General features: G+C 38.0%; 17 protein-coding genes. 10 read left to right on the top strand and 7 right to left on the bottom strand.

From position 1 onward, the window contains the following. Window positions 1-129 precede the first annotated feature (129 nt). The 3 genes from ACM0OX_RS28605 to ACM0OX_RS28595 all read left to right on the top strand — a co-directional run bounded on the left by ACM0OX_RS28605 (window position 130) and on the right by ACM0OX_RS28595 (window position 4773). On the top strand, window positions 130-1011 hold the full coding sequence (locus ACM0OX_RS28605; protein WP_414518378.1) for a basic amino acid ABC transporter substrate-binding protein: 882 nt from the start codon (window positions 130-132) through the stop codon (window positions 1009-1011). A 294-nt stretch (window positions 1012-1305) separates the two neighbouring features. Then, entirely contained in the window at window positions 1306-3300 is a 1995-nt protein-coding gene (locus tag ACM0OX_RS28600; RefSeq protein ID WP_414518376.1) for a serine/threonine phosphatase, read from the top strand. A gap of 186 nt (window positions 3301-3486) precedes the next feature. Next, window positions 3487-4773: a protein kinase domain-containing protein gene (locus tag ACM0OX_RS28595; RefSeq protein ID WP_414518375.1), complete on the top strand. Its 1287-nt coding sequence runs from the start codon at window positions 3487-3489 to the stop codon at window positions 4771-4773. Between the two features lie 77 nt (window positions 4774-4850). On the opposite strand, the gene ACM0OX_RS28590 is transcribed toward ACM0OX_RS28595, so the two are convergent. After that, window positions 4851-5069, bottom strand: coding sequence for a DUF4327 family protein (locus tag ACM0OX_RS28590; RefSeq protein ID WP_012407469.1), 219 nt, complete (start codon window positions 5067-5069; stop codon window positions 4851-4853). 882 nt (window positions 5070-5951) lie between these two features. Here ACM0OX_RS28590 and ACM0OX_RS28585 point away from each other — a divergent pair. From ACM0OX_RS28585 to ACM0OX_RS28565, 5 genes are all read left to right on the top strand, one after another. Beyond that, window positions 5952-6350, top strand: coding sequence for a tetratricopeptide repeat protein (locus tag ACM0OX_RS28585; protein WP_414518373.1), 399 nt, complete (start codon window positions 5952-5954; stop codon window positions 6348-6350). Window positions 6351-6388: 38 nt separating this feature from the next. Continuing rightward, window positions 6389-7678, top strand: coding sequence for an ATP-grasp domain-containing protein (locus tag ACM0OX_RS28580; RefSeq protein WP_414518372.1), 1290 nt, complete (start codon window positions 6389-6391; stop codon window positions 7676-7678). Between the two features lie 6 nt (window positions 7679-7684). Next, window positions 7685-8233: a class I SAM-dependent methyltransferase gene (locus ACM0OX_RS28575; RefSeq protein WP_414518371.1), complete on the top strand. Its 549-nt coding sequence runs from the start codon at window positions 7685-7687 to the stop codon at window positions 8231-8233. 115 nt (window positions 8234-8348) lie between these two features. After that, window positions 8349-9563: an aminotransferase class I/II-fold pyridoxal phosphate-dependent enzyme gene (locus ACM0OX_RS28570; protein ID WP_414518370.1), complete on the top strand. Its 1215-nt coding sequence runs from the start codon at window positions 8349-8351 to the stop codon at window positions 9561-9563. Between the two features lie 25 nt (window positions 9564-9588). Further along, window positions 9589-14451, top strand: a complete 4863-nt coding sequence (locus ACM0OX_RS28565; protein ID WP_414518369.1) for a glycosyltransferase — start codon at window positions 9589-9591, stop codon at window positions 14449-14451. On the opposite strand, the gene ACM0OX_RS28560 is transcribed toward ACM0OX_RS28565, so the two are convergent. The 5 genes from ACM0OX_RS28560 to ACM0OX_RS28540 form a co-directional block, all read right to left on the bottom strand. Further along, on the bottom strand, window positions 14448-14783 hold the full coding sequence (locus ACM0OX_RS28560; RefSeq protein WP_414518367.1) for a XisI protein: 336 nt from the start codon (window positions 14781-14783) through the stop codon (window positions 14448-14450). The genes ACM0OX_RS28565 and ACM0OX_RS28560 overlap by 4 nt on opposite strands. Then, window positions 14771-15190, bottom strand: coding sequence for a XisH family protein (locus ACM0OX_RS28555; protein ID WP_414518365.1), 420 nt, complete (start codon window positions 15188-15190; stop codon window positions 14771-14773). The genes ACM0OX_RS28560 and ACM0OX_RS28555 overlap by 13 nt, the downstream gene beginning before the upstream one ends. A gap of 249 nt (window positions 15191-15439) precedes the next feature. Then, window positions 15440-17659, bottom strand: a complete 2220-nt coding sequence (locus ACM0OX_RS28550; protein WP_414518364.1) for a tetratricopeptide repeat protein — start codon at window positions 17657-17659, stop codon at window positions 15440-15442. A gap of 135 nt (window positions 17660-17794) precedes the next feature. Beyond that, window positions 17795-18346, bottom strand: a complete 552-nt coding sequence (locus tag ACM0OX_RS28545) for a type IV pilin-like G/H family protein (protein ID WP_414518363.1) — start codon at window positions 18344-18346, stop codon at window positions 17795-17797. Window positions 18347-18550: 204 nt separating this feature from the next. Further along, complete coding sequence (locus tag ACM0OX_RS28540; protein WP_414518362.1) at window positions 18551-19117, bottom strand: Uma2 family endonuclease; 567 nt, start codon at window positions 19115-19117, stop codon at window positions 18551-18553. A 110-nt stretch (window positions 19118-19227) separates the two neighbouring features. Here ACM0OX_RS28540 and ACM0OX_RS28535 point away from each other — a divergent pair, with 110 nt between their 5' ends. Together ACM0OX_RS28535 and trxB are read left to right on the top strand one after the other, a co-directional pair. Then, a complete protein-coding gene (locus tag ACM0OX_RS28535) occupies window positions 19228-20025 on the top strand; it encodes an Rpn family recombination-promoting nuclease/putative transposase (protein WP_414518361.1) in 798 nt (265 codons plus the stop codon). Between the two features lie 154 nt (window positions 20026-20179). Then, window positions 20180-21550 carry a thioredoxin-disulfide reductase gene (trxB, locus tag ACM0OX_RS28530; RefSeq protein WP_414518383.1) on the top strand — a complete coding sequence of 457 codons (1371 nt, stop codon included), beginning with the start codon at window positions 20180-20182 and terminating at the stop codon, window positions 21548-21550. A 241-nt stretch (window positions 21551-21791) separates the two neighbouring features. Here trxB and ACM0OX_RS28525 read toward each other — a convergent pair whose 3' ends face one another. After that, window positions 21792-22079 (bottom strand): hypothetical protein, encoded by a 288-nt coding sequence (locus ACM0OX_RS28525; RefSeq protein WP_414518359.1) that lies wholly within the window; start codon window positions 22077-22079, stop codon window positions 21792-21794. Window positions 22080-22408 lie beyond the last annotated feature (329 nt).

Below are 22408 nucleotides of genomic sequence, written 5' to 3'. Positions count from 1 at the left end.
GCGATTAAAAATTGGGAGTCAGAATATAGAACACACACAAAGGCAATTAGCAAAAAGTCATACGTATGTATTCTTTCTTATAACATCATGACAAGTATCGTAAATATTGATTACTAGAACAAAATTACTATGGTGAAATTAATTAACTTCAAGTGGCAGCAGCTAATTCTCAGCTTAGGCTGCCTACTACTAATTATTGCCTGTCAAAGTTTATATCCCACTACTGACCCAGACACTAAACCTCTCAAGGTGGCCACAGACCCCACCTTTGTCCCTTTTGAATTTCAAACAGCTGATGGTAAGTTAGAAGGTTTTGATATTGATTTAATGAATGCGTTGGCGTCGCCCGCCGCAGGTCTTACCCTGAGCCTGTCGTTCGCGGAGCGTCTCGTAGAGAAGGGCATCGCTAAAGTAGCAGGTTTTGCAGTCCAGTTTGAAAGTCTGCCCTTTGATGGCACGATCTCTACCTTGCAAGCCAAAAGAGTCGATGCAGCAATTAGCGGAATCACAATTACCGCCGAACGCCTGAAAACAATTGCTTTTTCACGACCTTATTTTAAAGCCGGACTTGCGATGTCTACGACGGGCTACGCCTACGCTGTCCGCGAAGACAATCAAAATATTCAAGACTTCAATAGTCTCAAAGGCAAAAAAATTGCTGTCCAAATTGGTTCCACTGGGGCAGATTTTGCCAAAACCATCCCCAACGCTAAAATTAGTACTTTTAATTCTGGGCCAGAATTTTTCCAAGACTTGCTCAATGGCAACGTTGATGCTGTGATTAGCGATGCTTTCGCGACTTTGTATGCCATTAAAAATGGCAAACTTAAAGGCATCAGAGTTGTTGCGGATTTCCTTACCCAAGAATACTACGGGATTGCTATGCCCAAGGATTCACCCCATTTGGATGCGATTAACAAAGGTATAGCAACTTTGTTATCCAATGGCACTTACAAGCAAATTTATCAAAAATGGTTTAAAGTTGAACCTCCACAATTGCCAGACTCTTGATAATTGGGCATTGGGATTAGGGGAGAGGTGACAGGTGACAGGTTATAGAAAATAATCTGTACCCTATAACCTGTACCCTATAACCTGTAACCTATTCCCTTCTTTATTCCCCATTTATAAGGAATTGCCTGCCAATATATGAAATATTTATCTAATATGCGTCACAATTAATACTGCCACCAAAATTCATTGATAAACTACAATCTACTGTAGTCAGGGACAGCCAATTGTGGCACCTTGGATGTTAGTGGCTAGAAGCACCTTGGAACGAACGGGAATAAAGGAACTTCCACTATGCTGATTTGCCCTCAGTGTAAATTTGAAAACCCCAATAGCAACAAATTCTGTCAAAACTGTGGCACGTCCCTGACTCACAAGGTCTGTCCTGAATGCAGTACCGATGATGTACCTGTGAATGCACTACGTTGTCATAACTGTGATACAGAATGTGGAACAGTGTTTTGGGCAATTATTGCTAAAGAAACGACTGGGGAAGCTTTGAGAGGAGAAGGGGATGTAGGAGATGTGGGAGGTGAAGGAGATGAGCAAGCAATACCCTCCTCATCTCCTCTATCGCCTAGTTATCAAATTACATTAGGCTCCTATTTAGACTCCCAAGAGCGCTATCAATTGTTAGATACGCTACCTACTCAAACGGAAACTGCCATTATTACTGATGTGGGTGTGAGAGTTCTAGACTGCCAGCCGTATCAAATATCACCAATTGAGGCAATCCTAGAAAGTCAGGAATCAGATTTGCTAACGCCATCAGTGGAAGCGAGTGAGATTCCTCGCCTTGCTAAACTTTATATTGCTTTACAATCCCAAGGTGAGCGGGGGATACCGTCGATTCACGACGCATGGCAGCAAGGTGATATACAGGTATTAATAATCGAAAACCGCTCGGATTGGCAGTATTTAGTCGACCTCTGGCAAGAAGAAACAACCAGTTCGTTAAAAATTTTACACTGGTGTTATGAAATGACCCAACTTTGGGCAGTATTGGAACCAGTAAATTGTCGTCAAAGCCTTTTAGATTTGTCGAATTTGCGATTGGATGAAGACCAAACATTGGCACTACAAAGGTTGTATGTGGAATCATCGAATTCTCAGCCCGCCACGGAGTCGCCAGAAGATACCCCTCACCAAACATCTGCTATTCCAGAGGAGCCGTTAACTATCCAAGCTTTGGGAAGAGTTTGGCAAGCACTATTTAGACAGTCGCAACGAACTCAATTTGGCTCTGTAGTCCAAATGTTGGGGGATTTAGAGGTAGGTAAGATTCACACGATCGCCCAATTGCGATCGCGTTTGGAGGAAATTTCTATTGAACTGGAAGCACTAGGAACCGCAACTTTACCCCCAATAAAGGAGAACAATACTGCTGTGTCCACTATCCCGCAATCAGATGAGTTAGAAGATATCATTAGTAAAACTGATGATATGCCAACTGTTGTGCTGGCGATGCAGTTAAGCAGCTTAGAAGATGCAGGACGCACAGATGTGGGGCGTCAACGTCATCATAACGAAGACTGCTTTGGCATTGAAACCAAAATTCATAAACTGGAGTTCCCTAAAAGTCGAGTTTTAGAAGGGCATGGTTTGTATATTCTTTGTGATGGTATGGGTGGACACGCTGGCGGCGAGATAGCCAGCGAGTTAGCAGTCAACACCTTACGGCAATACTTTCAAGAACACTGGATTGCCAACCAGCTGCCAACAGAAGATAGCATTCGTGAGGCAGTGTATTTAGCTAATGAGGCGATTTACAAGCTCAATCAACAAGATGCCCGTTCTGGAGTTGGGCGTATGGGTACAACTTTGGTAATGCTTTTAATTCAAGATACTCAAGCAGCAGTTGCTCATGTGGGAGATAGCCGTCTCTATCGCCTAACACGTAAGCAGGGACTAGAACAAGTCACAGTAGATCACGAAGTTGGGCAACGGGAAATTAACCGAGGAGTGGAAGCAAGCATAGCTTATGCCCGTCCAGATGCCTACCAACTTACCCAAGCCTTGGGGCCTCGTGATGAAAACTCGATTAATCCCGACGTAGGTTTTTTCGACATCAACGAAGATACTCTTCTGCTGTTGGCATCGGACGGTCTATCAGATAATGATTTACTAGAAACCCATTGGCAGACCCACTTAGAACCCTTACTTAGTTCTGGTGCTAACTTAGAACGGGGTGTTACAGATTTAATTGATTTGGCAAATCAATACAACGGTCACGACAATATTACTGGTATACTTATTCGGGCAAAAGTACGCCCAAATCTAGAAAGTTAATCATAAATGGGCATAGGGAATGGGGCATGGGGAAGAAGCAAAGAAGCAAAGGAGCAGGGGAGCAGGGGAGCAGAGGAGAAGTTGCAGTAAATTTCTCCCCTCCGCACCTCTGCCTCTTGTGCCCAATGCCCAATGCCCAATGCCCCATTCCCTATTCCCTAATCCATTTACCTTGTAGGTTGTATTGTGGTTAGTCTGACCCTGTTAGAACCGCAACAGAAAACGCCCCTCCAGCAGTGGAGCTTTGAGAACTCCTCCATAATTCGGATTGGTCGAGCGGCAGATAATCACGTTGTTTTAAATGATAGTTTAGTTTCGCGGCATCATCTAGAACTGAGAAAAGTCGGTGACGCTAGCAATGGTGATGCTTGGCAGCTGATTAGTAAAGGTACAAATGGGACTTTTCTAAACGGGATCCTTGTACTTCAGAGTCCGTTACCAGATAATTCCCTTTTGCAATTGGCACAGGGAGGCCCAATACTGCAATTTCAAATTCAGGAGGTAACAGTACTAGAAACTGGTTTGCGATCGCAGCAACAAATACAAGGGACAGAAGAAAACGCCGCTGAGACACTTTACTCAGCAAGAAATCTGGCAAATTTATCTTCTACTTGCACGCACGAAGGCAATTCTCCAAACAATCTGTTTTGCATCCACTGCGGTCAACCTCTCTCAGTCCAACAGAGAATTCGCCATTATCAGGTGTTGCGAACTCTCGGACAAGGAGGTATGGGTACTACCTATCTGGCTTGGGATGAGGCTGGTCTGATTGCGGGTATGCCACAACTGCTGGTGTTGAAGCAAATGAATGCTGATATGCTGAAAATTGTCAAAGCTCAAGAGTTATTTGAGCGAGAGGCGCATACTCTCAAATCCCTTAACCATCCTGGAATTCCCAAGTATTACGACTTCTTTGTAGAAGGCGGAAAAAAATACTTGGCAATGGAATTAATCCACGGACAAGATTTGGAGAAACGTGTCTATACGACTGGGCCAGTGACACCAAACCAAGCGATCGCTTGGATGATCCAAACCTGTGATATTTTAGACTATCTTCATAGCCAAGAGCCTCCACTGATTCACCGCGATATCAAACCTGCGAATTTAATGGTGCGAAGTTCAGGAAATCGCATCGTGGTGCTAGATTTTGGCGCAGTTAAGGAAATTGGCACAGCGCCCGGTACTCGAATTGGTGCAGAAGGTTACTGCGCTCCTGAACAAGAACGAGGACAACCTTTGACTCAATCTGATTTGTATGCAATTGGGCCAACGCTGATTTTTCTGCTCACAGGCGAAAACCCGTTCAAGTATTACCGCCAACGAGGGCGAAACTTCAGGTTTGATGTGGCAAAAGTTCCCACCATTAGTTCCCAATTAAGAGATGTTATCGATCGCGTTACAGAACCATTGCCACGCGATCGCTATCAAAATGCAAAGGAATTGGCTGCGGCTTTAGCTGCCTGCAAAGTTTAGAGAGTCGGGAGAGACGCGATTAATCGCGTCTAGGGAGTGGTGAATATTAAAAATTACCATCCCCTATTCCCTATTCTCTATTCCTCATCCCAAGTTTCTACAGCTAGCAATTCACTAACTGGGTCTTGCATACTAAAGCCAAAGTCAAGCAGTTCTTGTTTCCAGTGCTGCCATTCATTACCATAGAGCAGAGCGATTTTCCAGATGCTATCGCTTGGCTTGATAATATTCGATTCTATGAGTGATTGCACGTTGCGCTGCAATTTCACCATTGGGTGAATCACTTGCTGAGTCATAACCTCGATTCAATTCTGATTTTGTGGGTAAATGCTTAATTAAAACTGCTTCCCATTCTGCAATTGTTGCCGGCCCGTAGAGTGGTGTAATTTGGTAAAGCTAGTCTTAACTTTCTAACTATACCATAACAAACTCTACTAAGTTACTGGTAAATTCGTTTTTGTACGGTAATTACCACCAGAAAATGCCAATTTTACCAAGTAGCCTTAAACTTTTTGCAGAAGCCAGACAAAACTTTTGGGAGAAGGGGTAAGGGATGTTTATGATTCCCCTTTTTCCTTTAACCTTTGCCCCTTTTGTTTTTTTCTTTATCTATACCTTGTTTCCGCAAAAGTGCAACACTACCTTTCGTAAGATATCTATTGTGGACGTCGAGCAGAATAATTAGTCCTCAGGGAAGTTCCACTAAGTAGTGTGACTGAGAGCTACTAGGAAAAATATGCTTGCTTGTTGAATTAGCTATAGGATACGAGCTAGTTTGAAAGTTTTTGACTGACAAGGAAATGTGCAATTGAGTAGACATTTTTACTCAATCGTTAATTCAAATGTTATTTAGATTATCGTAAACATTTGGCTTTAGGCGAAATAATTGCAAATCTTTATATAATTTTTATGTTTTGCTCAGAGAATAAGACCTGTTAGGGCACAGGGTAGGGTTTTGCTTTGAAGTATAGGAGCGATGCTAGGGCGGTAAACTACGCATGGCAAAATTGGCAGTACAGCATAGGCTTACCATAAGGTTCTCTCGTCTTGAGAGTCAGCATTTGAAGTTTGTGTAAAAAATTTTTAGCGAGGATGTTAGTTTCTGTTGAGCAGATGGGTATCCTCAGAACGGGAGGCTTGCTGATACTTAAGTGTTTACCGCAGCAAGTATGTAAGGCATGGCTGGTTCAGACGAAGAATACCTAATTTCCCGCAAAAAGCAGATTCAGCGGCGACAAAAGCTCGTCACGATAGTGTCGATGTTCTCGTTTTTTGGTTCTACGGTATTTGCAGTTATTCCGGCAATCCAACAGGCTACTCAACCTAAGCCAGCAACTGCGTCTGCTTCTCCTGAGTCAGGATTACAGCAACAGGCGCGCGGCTACGAGTTGGTTTTACAACGCGAACCTGAAAACCAACTTGCTTTAGAGAAACTGTTTGTGCTGCGGTTGCAATTAAAGGATACGAAAGGTGCGATGGAACCTTTGGAGAAGCTGGTGAAGTTACACCCTGAGCGGCAAGATTACAAAGTTGTATTAGAGAAGATTAAAAAGCAACAGGGAAATAGCGATCGCTAATTCAAAATATTTTCAGATTACTGATTTCTTTAAAACTAATGAAATTATATAAAATTTTAGTATTTCCAGGAGGAACAGAAATAGGTTTAGAGATTCACAAATCCTTATGTAGTTGTAAAGATATTCAACTATATTCTGTGGGTCTTGATGTGTCAAATCATGCATCATACGTTTTTACTAGTCACTTTAATATTCCAAGTATTTACGATCCTGCATGGATAGACAGTTTAAATAAAATAATTACTGAAAATAATATAGATTATATATTTCCAGCTTACGATGAAATAATAATTTATTTAGCTATAAATGCAGAAAAAATACGAGCTAAAATTATTAGTTCTCCTTTGAAAACCTGTTTAATTACTAGATATAAATCTAAAACATATTCAATGTTTTGTAAAAATATTCCAGTTCCAAAAATATATCGTAGTTTAGACGAAATAGACTACTTCCCTGTATTTATTAAACCTGATAAAGGTCAGGGTTCTCAAGATACACATATTGTTCACAACAAACAACACCTCTCTCTACTTTTATCTAAAAATCAAGAATATATTATTACTGAATATCTTCCTGGTGATGAATATACAATTGATTGTTTCTCTCATCGTCATACAGGATTAATATTTTGTAAAGGTAGGCAAAGAATTAGAACAAAAAACGGAATTTCGATGAATAGTTGCTCTGTTAATAATAATGATAACGAAATTTTCTTAAATTATGCTGAGTTAATTTCAAAAAAACTAACTTTTTATGGAGCTTGGTTTTTTCAATTAAAGAAAGATCAAGATGGTAATTACAAACTTTTAGAAATTGCTCCTCGAATAGCAGGAGCTATGGCTTTTCATAGAGTACAGGGAATAAATTTTTCGTTACTTAGCATATATGAACAGGAAAATATTCCCATCGAAGTTATCATTAATCAATTTGATGTGGAGCTAGATAGAGCATTAATAAATCGATATAAACACAATATAGAATATAAAACAGTATATGTTGATTTAGATGATACTTTAGTTATAAATGGAAAGCTTAATCTAACTCTTATACAGTTTTTATATCAATGTATTAATAATGATAAAAAAATTTTTTTATTAACAAAACATACAGGTAATGTTAATAATTTTCTCGAAAAATATCGTATCAAATGCATTTTTGATAGCATTATTCAAATTGATAAATTAGCATATAAAGCAAATTATATTCTTGAAAAAAATGCCATTTTTATTGACGATAGCTTCACTGAGCGTAAATCTGTTAATACTAAGCTAAGTATTCCTACTTTTGATTCTAGTATGATTGAAATGCTTTTAGATTATAAAGGTTAGCCAATAATGTCAGATATTATAGTTAGTCAAATGGATATCGATCATCTGAAAATTATCCGTCAAAGCATAATTGATTTTATGATATATGTTGCTAAGTATTATGCTAAAAAACCAGGCATTTTATTAGATATTGCTCCTCAAATTTATGAAGGAGCTAAACCCTTTTTTTTACCATCAATAAAAATTGAAACATTTGATATAAATCCTGCTTCTGGTTGTACATATATTGGTGATATATGTACTTACAATAATTGTTTAAAAAATGACAGTTTTGATTATATAGTTTGTACTGAAGTTTTAGAACATACTCTCCAGCCTTTTAATGCAGTAGCAGAAATTTTGCGAATTCTTAAACCAGGAGGAATAATATTTTTGAGCGTTCCCTTTAACTTAAGGATACATGGGCCACTACCAGATTGTTGGCGTTTTACAGAACACGGATTACGGGTTTTATTAAAAGATTTTTCTATATTAGAGTTGAATAATATTGAAACATTAGAGCGGCAATTAATGCCAGTACACTACACAGTAGTAGCACAAAAACTAAGTAAATAAAATCATAAATATAGGAATCGTACTTGAATTTTAATCAGTATACTGAGTAACAAACCTTTGTATGGTGAGCTTCTAGCGAATTCGGTTTTTCAGAAATCAAATATGAGTGCTATATATGAACGATTTAAAACAAAATTTAAAATATTTAGCTATTTTTAGTGGGACACCCGCATTCACTGACAAATTACACGTTGGTCGTCCTAATATTGGAAACCGCGAACATCTACTTAATCGCATCAATGACATTTTAGATAGAAGATGGCTAACGAACAATGGCCCTTATGTACAAGAATTCGAGCAACGCATTGCTGAATTCGTCGGAGTAAAGCATTGTATTGCTAGCTGTAACGCTACAGTAGCATTAGAAATAGCGATCCGCGCCGGGGGTTTAAAAGGTGAGGTTATTGTCCCTTCTTTTACCTTTATTGCAACTGCACACGCTCTACAATGGCAAGAAATTACCCCCGTATTTTGTGATATTGATCCTAAAACACACAACATTGATCCAAAGCAAATAGAGCAATTAATAACCCCACGTACTACAGGCATTATTGGCGTTCATTTGTGGGGTCGTCCCTGTAACGTGGAGGCTTTAAGTAAAATTGCCAGTACCCACAACTTGAAATTAATGTTTGATGCAGCTCATGCTTTCGGTTGTTCACATCAAGGACGTATGATTGGTAGCTTTGGAGATGCCGAAGTTTTTAGTTTTCATGCTACTAAATTTTTGAACACATTTGAGGGCGGAGCAATTGTGACTAATAATGATGAATTAGCCGCAAAAATTCGCCTGATGACTAACTTTGGTTTTGCCGGCCTCGATAACGTTATCTATATTGGTACAAACGGTAAAATGCATGAAACATCAGCGGCAATGGGTTTGACAGGACTTGAAAGTTTAGAAGAGTTTGTTGCTATCAATTATCGTAATTATCAACAATATGAACAAGAATTGCAGAGTATTCCTGGACTAAAAATTATTACTTATGACAAAACACAAAAATGTAATTATCAGTATATTATTTTAGAAATTGATGACAATAATTTTGGTATAAGCCGAGATTATTTAGTTGAAATATTACAGGCTGAAAATGTTATTGCTCGAAGGTACTTTTATCCAGGTTGCCATAATATGGAACCTTATCGTTCTTATTTTCCTCATAATAAGCTATTGCTACCTGAAACTGAAAAATTTGTCAAACGAGTACTCTGCCTACCAACAGGCACGGCATTAAAACCAGAAGATATCAGCAAAATTTGTCAAATTATCAAGTTAGTCGCCGCAAATAGTTGCGAACTTTCCAAAATAAAATTTTATTCACACATCTAAAATTTATTATCTTAGAGGTAAAAGCATGAAAGTAAGTATTTTAATGATCACCTATAATCATGAAAATTATATTGCTCAGGCAATCGAAAGTATTTTGATGCAGCAAACTAATTTTGAATATGAAGTTGTTATAGGGGAAGATTGTTCTACAGATAATACACGCCAAATTATTATTGATTATCAAAAGAATTATCCCGAAAAAATTCGGTTGTTATTGCCTGATAAAAATCTTGGTATGCACAAAAACTTTATCAATACGTTGGAAGCTTGCCAAGGTCAGTATATCGCAATTTTAGAAGGCGATGATTACTGGACTTCTAGTGAAAAATTACAAAAACAAGTAGATTTTTTAGATAAAAATCTAGACTTTTCTATATGTTTTCACAATGTATTAGTATTTTGGCAAGATAATAGTTACTCACCTGCAATTTTTTTACACAATCAGCCAAAAACATCTACTATAGAAAATTTGTTAATAAACAATTTTATTTCCACTCCTTCAGTCATGTATCGTACTGGTTTAGTACAAAAGTTTCCCGATTGGTTTTATGAACAAAGTATGGGAGATTGGACTTTCCATATTTTAAATGCACAGCATGGAAAAATCGGATATATTGATGAAGTTATGTCAGCATATAGGATTCACGCAAAAGGAGTATGGTCTGGTAAAGGCCGAGAATACCAAATAAAAGAAACTATTAGAATGCTTGAGACTATAAAATATGATTTTAATTCTCAACATCAAGCAATTATAAATACATCACTAAAATTCTATTCTCAACAACTAGCTAGTGTCTTAAAGGATAAAGAATCAATTGATTCTTTATCTGTTGATTTAAAAGAATATTTACAGTTAAGAAATACCAACTTAATTATTTTTCCAGATTGGAATCAGTCAGATGAATTATTATGTAAAAACTTAGCTAATCTTATTAAAGGATTAAATAGTCATATTAATAAGCATGAAATAACTTTACTGATATGTACTAATAATATCAGTGAAGAAAATGCCAGCTTGTATATATCTACTATAGTTATGAATCTTTATATGGAGGAAGAAATAGAACTAAGTGAGGAAGTACAAATCTCTTTTACCGGGAATCTAAGTCAAATTAAATGGCGGAATCTCATACCTCTTCTTACAGGAAAAATAGTTTTCAGTGAAGAAGACAAACAAGCAATTTATTCATCTGGATTAGAAAGAATTCCGGCTCTTAGCTGGGAAGACTTTAGTGCTAAAAATTTAATTTTATCTACTTTTGATAAACCTTATAAATTGAATATTGGGTGCGGACATATTAAATTTGATAATTGGATAAATATAGATATAGATAAAGATAAAAAGGCTGTTGATTTAGTTTGTAATGCTGCACAAAAACTTCCTTTTGATGATGATTCCTGTGCATTGATATATAATGAGCATTTTTTAGAGCATTTGACAGTTGAAGAAGCTAGATTTTTTCTTTGCGAGTGTTACCGTGTTTTACAGCCAGGGGGAATATTACGTATAGCTATGCCTTCTTTAGAGTATGTTGTACAGAAATACAATTCTGAAGAGTGGCAAAATCAAGAATGGTTGAATTGGCCAGAATTCAAGTTTATTAAAACTCGTGCTGAAATGCTAAATATTTCTTTTCGTTGGTGGGGTCATCAGTGGCTTTACGATAGAGAAGAGTTAAATCGTAGACTTTTTGAAACAGGTTATACCAATATCAAGGATGTTGCATGGGGATTGAGTGATATACCTGAACTAAAGAATCGTGAAACTAGAGCAGATTCATTGCTTATATGTGAAGCTCAATTACCAGATAAGAATCAATTAAATAAATCACATCAACGAACTGCTTACAAGAAAACTAATTTATTAAAAAGCCAGCCGTTAGTTAGTATTTGTATTCCTACTTATAATGGTGAAAATTTTGTTGCAGAAGCTATTAATAGTGTTGTATGCCAAACCTACCCAAATATAGAAATTATATTATCTGATGATAATTCTACTGATAGGACAGTTGAGATTGCTAAATCATTTAATAAAAAATTATCCTTTGATTTTTCAATTCTCAAACATAGCCAATATGGACTATCTCAAAATTGGAATTTTTGTATTTCTCAAGCTAAAGGCAAGTATATAAAATTTTTATTTCAGGATGATTTACTGGAGCCAACCGCTATTGAAGAAATGGTCAATTTGGCTGAACAAGATGAAGAGATAGGTTTAGTTTTTTCACCTAGAACACTTTTCAGTAATATTGGCGATACCGTCTATGATTCAAACTTTTTAATGCATCACGAAGCTAAAGATGTACACAAAGCTTGGTCAAAATTAAAGCCAATTCAATCAGGACAGCAACTTTTGCAAGATTCCAATATACTTGACAATCCAATTAATAAAATTGGAGAGCCAAGCACAGTACTTATTAGAAAAGATGTTTTTGATAAAGTAGGGTTATTTAACTCTGAGTTTTGCCAACTTGTAGATTTAGAAATGTGGCTCAGAATTATGAGCCAATACAAAATCGGTTTTGTTGACAAAGTTTTATCCCACTTTAGGATACATCCACAACAACAAACTCGTCGAAATACTGCTTTAAAAGATGCTATTTTATTAGATTACCAAAAACTGTTTCAGACAATTTACACTGATACAAGATATCCTCAAGTAACCAGACAACAAGCTCTTTATCAATATGCAGCTTTAAGTGAACAAAATACAGAGTTCCATCATTTGCGAAAACAAATAGCAGAAGAATGGCTAAATGTCTCAGATGAGCAGATAAAAAATATGTATGTGGGTCTGCTAGGTAAAACACATAATATGTTACTGAATAGCAGCATCAAATATGAAAGTCTGGCTGGTGAAGAACAGATTTTTGCTAATGATATCGTTAAGAGTATATCTCAAGGTTTTGAGCAGCCAAAGGCAATTCAGAATTTACTAGCAGCTATGCTGTATCGCCGTGCTGATCAGTTACCATTACAGCATGACCTCTCTCGCATACCCCGTTGGTTACTTAAAGACTATTTACAATTCCTATTTTCTACTCCAGTTAACTTTCAAGAATTGGGTGATGCCGATAATTATTATTACTATATAGAGGGATGGGTTGATTACTTACACACATCGATACTCAAAGATTCTGATTCTCAATTGTGGCATGAAATAATTAATACTTTTGTATCCATTGCTAATTTCATTCCTCTATATTTTAATGAGCATAATCTTAAAGATATCTATGTTAAACGTGGAGAAATTATAGAGTTTTTACTGAAGCTTAAAGGTTATGAGGTAGATTACGAATTTGCTGATAGACCTATAACTAGAAAAAAAATTCGCTTGGGTGTCCTAGCAACACATTTTTTACCTGGTTCGGAAACATTTGCTTATCTTCCTGTTTATGAGTATGTCAGTAGAGATTTTGAAGTAGTTTTGTACTCTCTTAATCAAACTGGTCATCAATTAGAGCAATATTGTCAAAGCTGTGCAAACTTCTTTAAACTACTACCACAAAATTTAGCAGAACAGGTAAATATTATTCGTGCTGATGATCTCGATATATTGTTTATTGCTACCAATGTGACGGCGGTAACCAATCAAATATGCTTTTTATCAATGCATCGGTTAGCCAGAATACAAATCACAAGTGGCGGTTCTGTGGTGACAACAGGAATGCGGCATATAGATTATTACATTTCTGGTACGCTAACCGATCCATCGCCAACGGCAGAACAGCAATATCAAGAAAATTTGATGAAACTTGAAGGGTCTGCTCATTGCTTTAGTTATGGTAATGAAGAAGAAAGTATAACTGTCAAAGTCGATCGAGAAAGTTTAGGTATATCCAAAGAAACAGTTATTTTTATCTCTGGTGCTAACTTCTTTAAAATCATCCCGGAACTAATTAATACTTGGGCAAAAATAATTTCTGGAGTTCCAAACTCCGTTTTAGTACTTCTGCCATTTGGGCCAAATTGGTCAAATAGTTATCCTAAGAAAGCTTTTGTAAATTACTTAAATAAAGTATTTTCAAAGCATGGAATACTAGCAGACCAAGTGATAGTCTTAGATCCGCAGCCAGTGCCAAACCGCCAAGAAGTTAAAGAATACTTCAAAATTGCCGATATTTATCTAGATTCTTTTCCATTTGCTGGAACAACTTCTTTGATAGAACCACTACAGGTTAATTTACCAGTAATTGCTAGACTTGGAACTAGCTTTCGCTCTGCAATGGGGGCTGCAATGGTGCAAGCATTAGATATACCTGATTTAGTTGCAGATAGTGAAGAGTCTTATATACAGTTAGCGATCGCACTTGGCAATAACCCTAAATTACGTCAACAAAAGAGCGCCGAAATCAAGGAAAAAATGCAAGCTAATCCTAGTTTTCTAGATAGTCGCTCTTACTCAGCTAAAATAGGCAGTCTCTTCCAAGAACTATTTAGTAAATATCTTGCAGATACTCTGAGTCAAAATTTCCGCTTAGGAGATATTAACCTAATTATTTTTCCAGATTGGTTACAGCCAGAAGACCTACTGTATCAAGATTTAGCAAGTGTCATTTCTACTCTCACTAGTCACCCAGATAAAAGTAGCTTAACTCTCCTGATAGATACTCAAAACATTTCTGAAGAAGAAGCCGATATGCTTTTATCGTCTTTGACTATGAATCTGCTCATGGAAGAAGATGTAGATATAACTGAGGGGCCAGAAATTTCTCTGCTTAGTAAGATGACTGATACACAATGGAAAACTCTTTTGCCTAGAATTCATACTCGAATTACTTTAGCAACAGACAATCAATCTGCGATCGCACAAGCGAAAGCAGAAAATCTTCCATCCTGCGATGTAGATAGCTTGAGCGCATCTAAATTAGAGATGACACCTCTCTAACCCACTGCATATTCTGTAAACTTCCTCATGAAAGGAGACTGAAACCCTAACACAATGTCCTCTTTGGGAACTCCCATAGTAACTAAATTTGCTGCAATATCATCTTCTGTGCCATTCCACTGAAGCCAAATTTTTTCGCCCTTAATATCAATATGAATGATGCAACTATGTACCCAATCTTGCCCCTCCCAGCCTACATGGACTACCTGGTAATGGTCACGTTCTGTATCAAAAATATTCTCAACGTCTATATTACCATTAGAGGGTTTTTGCTCACTATACTCCTGTAATATCTGCTGTACAATCTGGCGATAGTGGGCTAGTTTATCCATTTGAAAATAACCTCTTGCTCTACATCATAAATAATCATTTTGACTTGATTCTCTTCAATCATGGCTTGGGGAAAATCAAGTTGAAAAAATGTTTTATAAGTTGTCAAAGGTACTGCTAAATACAAAACACGCTCTGGCTGTCGTCGCCTTAATGCACCTCTATAGTTAATAAACTGTCCCAATGCTGTATGAAATTCTGAGATTGCAGATGATTTCTCCAAAAAACTTTTAACTTCAACAGCAATTTTTTCTCCTTCTCGTTCTGCCGCAATGAGTTTTTCAGCAGCTAAATCAATAGAGACATTCACACCACCCACGCTAATTGAGAGCGGGTCATGAGTAATCTGCCAACCATCCTTCTGCAAAGCTTTTTTGACAACTTCATGAAAGATATCTTTAGCAGACATAAATATCTACAATAGTATTTCTTGTTTTTATATTACCTCTTACAGCAATTTTCAGGTAAATAGACCACGCGGTAGGGGCACAGCATTGCTCATACGTGTCAACATAGAGCCAGGGCGAATAGAATTCGCGGCTACACAAACAAAGTCCACCTCCGTGGACTAATACAAAATCAAGGATTATTAACCCACGGAGGTGAGTTTTGCCTGTGTAGACGCGGTTTCTAACCGCCGATTTAACGTTAAGTTGACTTATTTCCCCTCAATATACCTTTGCCACATCTGCTCGTAAGCCTTTTCCATCTCACGGGTAAACTGTTTGCCATTCCACAACGGGGCTGTTTGCCGCGATGCTTTTAGCTTCAGAACGACTTGTTGACGTAAAGCCTCATCTTTCCCTAAGCGCACACCCCATTCTATATACTCTTCATCAGTCCAGGCAATACCTTCTGTAATACCCGCATTCACCATCATGGTGTAGCTGTTACGCGCTGCAAATTGTTCGCCGACTCGCGTCACTAAAGGGATACCCATCCACAATGTTTCTAAGGTTGTTGTCGCTCCGTTGTAGGGAAATGTATCTAATACAATATCAGCAATGCCTAAATTAGCACGATGAACTGACTCTAAATAAACTTGTGGTAAAAATCGTAACCGAGAACAATCTACACCTTCTTCTTCAGCAATTTGGTAAAAGAAGCGTTTAATTGTTTCCTCCTCAGCAGGCCCTTTTATCAAAAAGTAGCTGTTAGGTACTTGTTTAATAATTTGCATTTGCCACTTTGTCGTTTCTGGATGGCGCTTATATCCTCTTTGGGCGCTGAGATAGACAACGGCATCCATAGGAATATCCAAGTCATCGCGGCGGAGAGTTGGTACACCAACTTCAAAACCATCTACTGCTATGTAAGTTTGAGGTAATCGCCAGATTTTTTCTGTATAGTAATTTTGGGCATCATTTGGTAGTACATAAGGATCTGCGATAAAGTAATCAATTGCAGGAATGCCTGATGCATCCCATCCCAGCCAAGTAACTTGAATTGGTGCTGGCTTGAGTGCCATAACTTCACTGGTAATATCTAGAGTGATACTATCAAGGTCAATTAAAATATCAATTTCATCTTGATATATCTGGTCAGCAATTTCTAGACCATTCATACCTAATTGACGAGGTTTTTCTGCCTGACCTAGATACCACTCTTGGAGATAGTCATTTACTAATTGATAGTTAACAAAATAAGTATGAATATCAAATTTATCTCGGTTGTGATGTTGAAATAGCCAGCGAGCTAACCAACCAACAGAATGATTCCTTAAAGCGTAAGATACATAACCAATTTTTAGCTTTTTAGTAGGGGAATATGAATCTCTATTATTGATAATTTTATGACAATAATTTTTTCCTTCTGATTTAGCAAAAGCTTGAATATAAAAGTTAAAAATTTCAGCTACATTATTATGAATAGCTCGAAAATCCGCAGGAGCATCTTTAATATGAGGTATCGCAAAAGATGGCGTAAGCAAGCGTAAGATTCTTCCTTCTTCTAAAGGAATTCGTTCAGCTTTAATAAACTGTTGAAACACAGTTTCTAATTCTTGACAAGTTGTACATATCTCTTGCCAATACCCCCCAGCTGTCATTAGACCCCTTAACAGCAAATGGAGTGCAAAAATTTTATCAGCCAGTTTTTCTGATAAGGAGTAACATAATCTAGCTGTCTCTATTCCTTGAGAATAATTACGAGCATCTTGATAAAAAGTCGCTAAGTGCCGCAAAATTTCTACATTATTTGGCTCCAATCGTAAATGCAATTCTAGCAGAGATGCTGCTAGTAAAGGCTGCCGCAAAGTATGACCAATTTGGATAGCAGCAGGAAGCAGTAGAGAGAAACTTTGATGAGTATCAGAGAAATAAGGAAGACTAGCTTCTATTAAATTTAGATTAATTGGATGTAATGGAACAGTATTTAAAAATTCTTTTAAAAATTGGATTAATAATTTGGTATTGATTTCTATATTGTCTTTTGCGTTTAAGCTTTCAATTAATCCCCAATCATTCAAATTATCAATTTCTTCAAATTTTTTCAATTTTATAGAAAGTATAAGTATTTGAAGCAAATTATTTAGATCGCTAGGATTAATTTCCCGTATATGCTGGCGAATTAACCAAGCTAGAGAATATTCTGCCAATATTTCGCGTCTTTCAGCTTCTATTTGTAAAAATTGAAATAGTTCATTTATCCAAATTGGTAACTGATCTTCATCTGCTTCCGTTATTGGCAGTATCCAAGTCATTTGAGCTTCTGCTTCTTGCCCTTGTAATAGCAGTAGTAACCCTAAATGCCAATAATAAGAGATAGTATTTGGTTCTATTGCTATTGCTTGTTCGTATAACTCTGCTGCTTGCGAATATTTTGCTTGAATGAAGTATTGTTCAGCTTGATTTTGCCAATTACATATATCAGTAATCATTGTAATTCTCTGAAAAATTTTTATGAAGAATATACTTGTGAACAATTCACATAATGAAAATAAAGTGGATAGAAGCATCTACCCACTTTGGAAAATATCTAGTTGAAAGACAATTTATATACTGTCTGTCCTTGGTTACTTAGCCAAAGAGACGTAGCTGCTGGGACAAGTAGGTGCTCCAGGGGTGGCGGTAACTGTAACGGAACTTGCGTTTACACCAGTATTAACCATAGCATCTTTAGATTCACACAAAACAGCTACGGTAGTAGCTTCACTGGTAGCTTGTTGGGTTGTCACCTCTACAGCACCAACATAGGCTTTGAGAGGCGCACTGGCATTTATTACTGTTGCTCGGTTGTTTACTGTACTAGCGTCACCATTAATAGCCGTATATGTGTAATTTATGGTTTGTGTTGCAATACCAAGACCTAAACTACCAATTGAAGTTGAAAATGTACTATTTTCTAGGTAATAAGCTTGTTGAGCGCGGTTCATCGAACCTACGTAGGTTTTAGCTTCTGACTGTTTGGCTTTGTTAGCTTGGTTCAAGAAAGAAGGTAGAGCGATCGCAGACAAAATACCGATGATGATAATTACTACTAGTAATTCAATAAGTGTAAAACCCTCATTTTCATTCTTTTTGTTGAGGATGTGTTGGAGAAACTTAGCTTTTAATTCGGTTTTCATAAGTGTTTTCCTGGGGTAGGAAGTGCTTGGGTGTTCTAGATGTAACTTACCCAGCTGCGATCGCTTTCCTATCACCTCCAGAAAAAAAGTTTGGGGAGGTACAATTACATAATCCAGAATCCTGGCATCCGAAATGACACAAACATCACTAAATCCCTGCTGTTGACCAAGGTTGAGATTCTCAACTTCGATTGTGGAAGCGCCTTATTCAAACTCAGGTGGCCACAGTTCTGATATTGCCAGTTCCCAACCTGGCAGCAAGTCTGGTAGTGTGAGGATGTCGCCATTCTGCATCACTACTGGAGCTTGATTTATTCGATAAACCGTTACTGTCAAGTTGTCAGGGTCAATCAATATACCGACTGTAGACCCAAGTTGCAAGAATAGCTGAATCTTCTCTTCAAGCGGTTTGATTCTGTCACTTTTAGATTTAATCTCAACGATCAAGTCTGGAACCAACTCTACAAAGTCGCGCTTGGTCTTCTTCAGCCGATCGGCCCGAACAAAAGACACGTCAGGGGCACGCAAGTTTCTTTTTTCCGAGTCATCTTCTTCTATATTCGGTAGGATAAATCCTGCGCTAGAACCAGTTATACGCCCTAGTTTGCGCAGCATGACCCATATATTTAAAAAGGTACTCAACCGAGCGCCAATTTCTTCTGACTCATAATCTGACAAGGGAGAAACTATGATTTTTCCCTCTACCAGCTCCATCTGCCATTCCGGATGCTCAGTTTGTAGCTGCTCTAAATCGGTGATGCTGAGGGACATAATACGCCAAATAACGCTTTAATCTCTATCATACGTACCTCAACCCCTGAAAGATACAATGTATTGTATTCAAAGGAAAACGGCTCTATAGTTTGCCATTAGTAGCATCAATGAAAACAGATGTAATTTTTTATGAACTTATCAAGGAACTACCACAAATATTTTTTGAACTTATTGATAAACCTGAGACTAATCCCAATATCTACACATTTATTGCACCTGAAATCAAACAACAATCATTTCGTCTAGACGGCTTGTTTGCTACTATCAAGGGATTTGAAAATGAACCTTTATACTTTGTAGAATTACAAACATACAAAGATGAAGAATTTTACGAACGACTTTTTGGGGAAATTTTTCTTTACTTCCGTCAATATAAACCAGCAAACTCAGACTGGTACGCAATTGTTATCTACGACAAACGTATCCATGAAACCCCACCTCACCAACGCTATCAGGCTTTAGTACAACAACATCTACGTTGCATTTATCTGAATGAACTTTCGACTAGTACTGAAGATTCCTTGGGCATAGGAATTGCCAAACTATTTGTAGAAGTACCTACAAAAGCTCCTTCCTTAGCCCAACAGCTAATCACTCAGGCACGAGAAGACTTCCTGGATGAAAACCTTCAAAAAAAAGTGATAGCATTTATCCAAGCCATTGTATTTTATAAGTTTCCCAATCTTGCTTTAGAGGAAATTGAAGCTATGCTTGATTTAGATGCATTCAAAAATACTCGATTGTACGAGAGTATATTGGCAAAGACTAAGCCGAAAACAGAACTAGAAACAAAATTGAAATTAGTCCCAAAACTTATTCAAAAAGGTATGAGCATTCAAGAAATCGCAGAATTGCTAGAACTAGATAGTGAAACTATCAGAAAATACCTCCAAGAAGAGTCATAGCAGTTAAAAGGATGTTTGGTAAGTGTTGAGCGCCTAGTTCCATAGGCGTTTTGCGTAGGCGTAGCCCGTCACAGACATCGCTTACCATCTGGCATAGCCAATCACAGTTTATTATGCTATATTAAGCGTAGTCGTTATGAGTTCATATATTTGCATGACTAACCCAACTGTAGAAAACTTAGTAATTATCGGTTCTGGGCCAGCAGGTTACACAGCCGCCATTTATGCTGGACGCGCTAACCTGAAACCCGTTGTATTTGAAGGTTTCCAAGCCGGGGGATTACCTGGTGGACAACTAATGACAACGACGGAAGTTGAGAACTTCCCTGGATTTCCTAAAGGAATTACCGGGCCGGAACTGATGGATCAGATGAAGGCGCAGGCGGAGCGCTGGGGGGCTGAACTATATACTGAAGATGTTATCTCAGTTGACTTGAGTCAGCGTCCCTTTACAGTGCGATCGCAAGAAAGGGAAATTAAAACCAACAGTATCGTCATTGCTACGGGTGCAACAGCAAAGCGTTTGGGTTTACCCAGCGAACATGAATTCTGGAGTCGGGGTATCTCCGCTTGTGCAATTTGCGATGGTGCAACACCAATTTTCCACGGCGCAGAATTGGCTGTAATTGGTGCTGGCGACTCGGCGGCGGAAGAGTCAATTTACCTCACCAAATACGGTTCTAAGGTAAATATGTTGGTACGCACCGATAAAATGCGGGCTTCTAAAGCCATGCAAGACCGCGTTTTGAACAACCCGAAAATCCAAGTGCATTGGAACACAGAAGCCGTGGATATCTTCGGTAACGGTCACATGGAAGGGGTGAAAGTCCGCAATACCAAAACTGGTGAAGAGAGCCAACTGCACGCTAAGGGTTTATTTTACGCCGTTGGTCATACTCCCAATACCTCTCTATTTAAAGGACAATTAGAACTGGATGAAGTAGGTTACGTTGTCACTAAGCCTGGTTCTGTAGAAACCAGTGTAGAAGGCGTATTTGCTGCTGGCGACGTACAAGATCATGAGTTTCGGCAAGCAATTACGGCTGCGGGTACTGGCTGTATGGCGGCAATGTTGGCAGAACGCTGGTTGTCATCTACTGGCTTGATTCAAGAATTCCATCAACAACCAGAAACAAAAGATAATGAATTAGAACATCAGCCAGCCAAAAAGACTGAAGCTGAGGAAGAAGCTGGATTTAATTTGGATGGGACGCGCCATGAGGGAGGTTATGCTTTAAGAAAATTGTTCCATGAAAGCGATCGCTTACTCCTTGTTAAGTACGTCTCTCCTGGTTGCGGCCCTTGTCATACCCTGAAGCCAATTTTAAATAAAGTGGTGGATGAATTTGACAGCAAAATTCACTTTGTAGAAATTGACATCGACAAAGACCGAGATATTGCTGAAAATGCTGGTGTGACAGGAACGCCAACAGTTCAGTTGTTCAAAAATAAAGAACTGGTGAAGGAAGTCAAAGGCGTGAAGCAAAAGAGCGAATACCGCCAGTTGATTGAAAGTAATCTTTGAGATAGTAGGTATTGGGCAGTTCCCAATACCCAATACCTGCCATAGCCCAATACGCTTGGGTTATAGGTTATTGGTGTAGATAATTGGTATTTTAAGACGCGATTTATCGCATCTCTACATCAGGGTTTTGTTGCTCATTCTGAACTGTATTGCGTCATAGCCGACAACTTTACTGCTCATTCTTTGCATCTTGATACAGGTGCAAAGAATGAATTTATCTCCGAAATTGAGCTAATGAATATTAATTATCTTGATGACGATCGCTTGGATCTTGCTCAGTTTCTAGTAGCCGTGAAATCAGCATATCTGGTTTTCTACTAATAACAGACTTAACTTTATCAATAGCAATTACTTCACTGATTTTAACAACCATTTCCCAGAAAGTATCTTCTTCTGTATCTTTGTTGTAAGTTCTATGTTTAAACCACAACAAATCATCCCAAACTCCGATAATTGTGGCGAAATACCACTTATCTCTTACTAGTATCCAGATTTCTTGTTCTAAGTAAGTCTGTAGAAGAGGTTTCACAATGACTAAGATAATAAAAAATATTGTGCAACATGTTAATTAAGTATTAGGACTTACGCAAGAGCTTTCTGAAACTCTTATTTCTCCGTGTCCTCTGCGCCCTCTGTGGTTCGTTTTTTCATGATTTTGCGTAAGTCCTGAGTATTAACAGCTAAGACAACAGTTAAAATACTGAAGAGCCAAAAAATCAAAGGCTGCATCATCAAAATGACTGATTCGGTGAGAAAGACGATCGCGAATATTAGACCTCTTGCATAAATCAAAAATAAGAAAGAACCCCTCCCCGCAAGCGGCTATCCATTACCCGCATCTTTCTTAACATTGTTGTA

The organism is Nostoc sp. PCC 9305, assembly GCF_963920915.1.
Classification (GTDB): domain Bacteria; phylum Cyanobacteriota; class Cyanobacteriia; order Cyanobacteriales; family Nostocaceae; genus Nostoc.
The sequence above is the reverse complement of the archived record's forward strand: the minus strand, read 5'-3'. Positions and strand labels throughout refer to the sequence as shown.

Coding starts and splice junctions, on each gene's coding strand:
- ACM0OX_RS28605 (WP_414518378.1), top strand. CDS start 130: ATGGTGAAATTAATTAACTTCAAGTGGCAGCAGCTAATTCTCAGCTTA.
- ACM0OX_RS28600 (WP_414518376.1), top strand. CDS start 1,306: ATGCTGATTTGCCCTCAGTGTAAATTTGAAAACCCCAATAGCAACAAA.
- ACM0OX_RS28590 (WP_012407469.1), bottom strand. CDS start 5,069: ATGACTCAGCAAGTGATTCACCCAATGGTGAAATTGCAGCGCAACGTG.
- ACM0OX_RS28585 (WP_414518373.1), top strand. CDS start 5,952: ATGGCTGGTTCAGACGAAGAATACCTAATTTCCCGCAAAAAGCAGATT.
- ACM0OX_RS28580 (WP_414518372.1), top strand. CDS start 6,389: ATGAAATTATATAAAATTTTAGTATTTCCAGGAGGAACAGAAATAGGT.
- ACM0OX_RS28575 (WP_414518371.1), top strand. CDS start 7,685: ATGTCAGATATTATAGTTAGTCAAATGGATATCGATCATCTGAAAATT.
- ACM0OX_RS28570 (WP_414518370.1), top strand. CDS start 8,349: ATGAACGATTTAAAACAAAATTTAAAATATTTAGCTATTTTTAGTGGG.
- ACM0OX_RS28565 (WP_414518369.1), top strand. CDS start 9,589: ATGAAAGTAAGTATTTTAATGATCACCTATAATCATGAAAATTATATT.
- ACM0OX_RS28560 (WP_414518367.1), bottom strand. CDS start 14,783: ATGGATAAACTAGCCCACTATCGCCAGATTGTACAGCAGATATTACAG.
- ACM0OX_RS28555 (WP_414518365.1), bottom strand. CDS start 15,190: ATGTCTGCTAAAGATATCTTTCATGAAGTTGTCAAAAAAGCTTTGCAG.
- ACM0OX_RS28550 (WP_414518364.1), bottom strand. CDS start 17,659: ATGATTACTGATATATGTAATTGGCAAAATCAAGCTGAACAATACTTC.
- ACM0OX_RS28545 (WP_414518363.1), bottom strand. CDS start 18,346: ATGAAAACCGAATTAAAAGCTAAGTTTCTCCAACACATCCTCAACAAA.
- ACM0OX_RS28540 (WP_414518362.1), bottom strand. CDS start 19,117: ATGTCCCTCAGCATCACCGATTTAGAGCAGCTACAAACTGAGCATCCG.
- ACM0OX_RS28535 (WP_414518361.1), top strand. CDS start 19,228: ATGAAAACAGATGTAATTTTTTATGAACTTATCAAGGAACTACCACAA.
- trxB (WP_414518383.1), top strand. CDS start 20,180: ATGACTAACCCAACTGTAGAAAACTTAGTAATTATCGGTTCTGGGCCA.